The sequence below is a fragment of the Vreelandella olivaria genome (assembly GCF_023507745.1).
In the GTDB taxonomy this organism is placed as follows: domain Bacteria; phylum Pseudomonadota; class Gammaproteobacteria; order Pseudomonadales; family Halomonadaceae; genus Vreelandella; species Vreelandella olivaria_A.
The window spans coordinates 1-1353 of the sequence record NZ_JALPZO010000002.1 but is presented as its reverse complement, the minus strand read 5'-3'; the positions used below and the strand labels follow the sequence as shown (position 1 = coordinate 1353).

Annotated in this window: 1 protein-coding gene; it reads left to right on the top strand. The window is 61.8% G+C overall.

The features are described from left to right. On the top strand, nt 1-1353 hold a 1353-nt coding region (locus HP566_RS00010; RefSeq protein ID WP_249975204.1), incomplete at both ends, for an MBG domain-containing protein.

Here is a 1353-nt window from a genome sequence, read left to right as displayed (position 1 = left end):
TCGACGGCCAGGGCGGCACCGATACGGTATGGCGTATTTACGAGGGGCATACCACGCCGCTGCTGCGCGGCTTCCTGACGCCTGTCACGGTGACGGCCAACGATGCCACCGCCACCTACGATGGCACCTTGCAGACCGGCGCTGCCGGCTACACCATCGACCCCCACGATGCCGACCTGCTGTCCGGTTCGGACTCCATCACCGGCGGCGGGCGCGATGCCGGCACCCACACGCTCGGCCTCGATGGCCTCTGGTCCACCCAGCAGGGCTACGATCTGATCATCGACGAAGGCACCCTGACCATCGAGCAGGCCCAGGCCACCGTCATCGCCAACAGCGCCAACGTCACCTACAACGGCCAGCAGCAGAATGTGTCGGGCTTTACCGCCAGCGGTCTGGTCAACGGCGAGGACGTAAGCGTGCTGACCGGCGTCACCACCAGCGGTGGCAGCGGCACCAACGCCGGCAGCTATCTGCTGACCGCCAGTGGCAGCGATGGCAACTACGCGCTGACCTTCGTCGACGGCGCCCTGACCATCGATAAAGCCACTGCTACCGTCACCGCCAACAGCGGCACCACCACGTACACCGGTACAGAGCAGAACATTGATGGCTTCACCGTCGAGGGTTTAATCAACGGTGAAGGCCAGCAAGTATTAGATGTTCAACTGAGTGGCGGACGCGGCACCAACGCAGGCAACTACGACCACACCGCCAGCGGCGATGCGCAAAACTATCTGCTGACCTTCGTGGATGGCGAGCTAACCATTGATAAAGCCAGCGCGACTGTCACCGCCAACAGCGGCACCACCACCTACACCGGCACCGAGCAAAGCGTGGATGGCTTCACCGTCGAGGGTTTAGTCAACGGTGAAGGCCAGGAAGTATTAGATGTTCAACTGAGTGGCGGACGCGGCACCAACGCAGGCAACTACGACCACACCGCCAGCGGCGATGCCCAGAACTACCTGCTGACCTTTATCGATGGTGAACTGACCATTGACAAGGCCCAGGCGACGGTCACCGCCAACAGTGGCACCACCACCTACACCGGCACCGAGCAAAGCGTGGATGGCTTCACCGTCGCGGGGCTGGTCAACGGTGAAGGCCAGGAAGTATTAGACGTTCAACTGAGTGGCGGACGCGGCACCCATGCCGGTCACTATGCCCATACCGCCAGTGGCGATGCCCAGAACTATCTGCTGACCTTTATCGATGGTGAACTGACCATCGATAAAGCCACTGCTACCGTCACCGCCAACAGCGGCACCACCACGTACACCGGCATCGAGCAAAGCGTGGATGGCTTCACCGTCGCGGGGCTGGTCAATGGTGAAGGCCAGGAGGTATTAG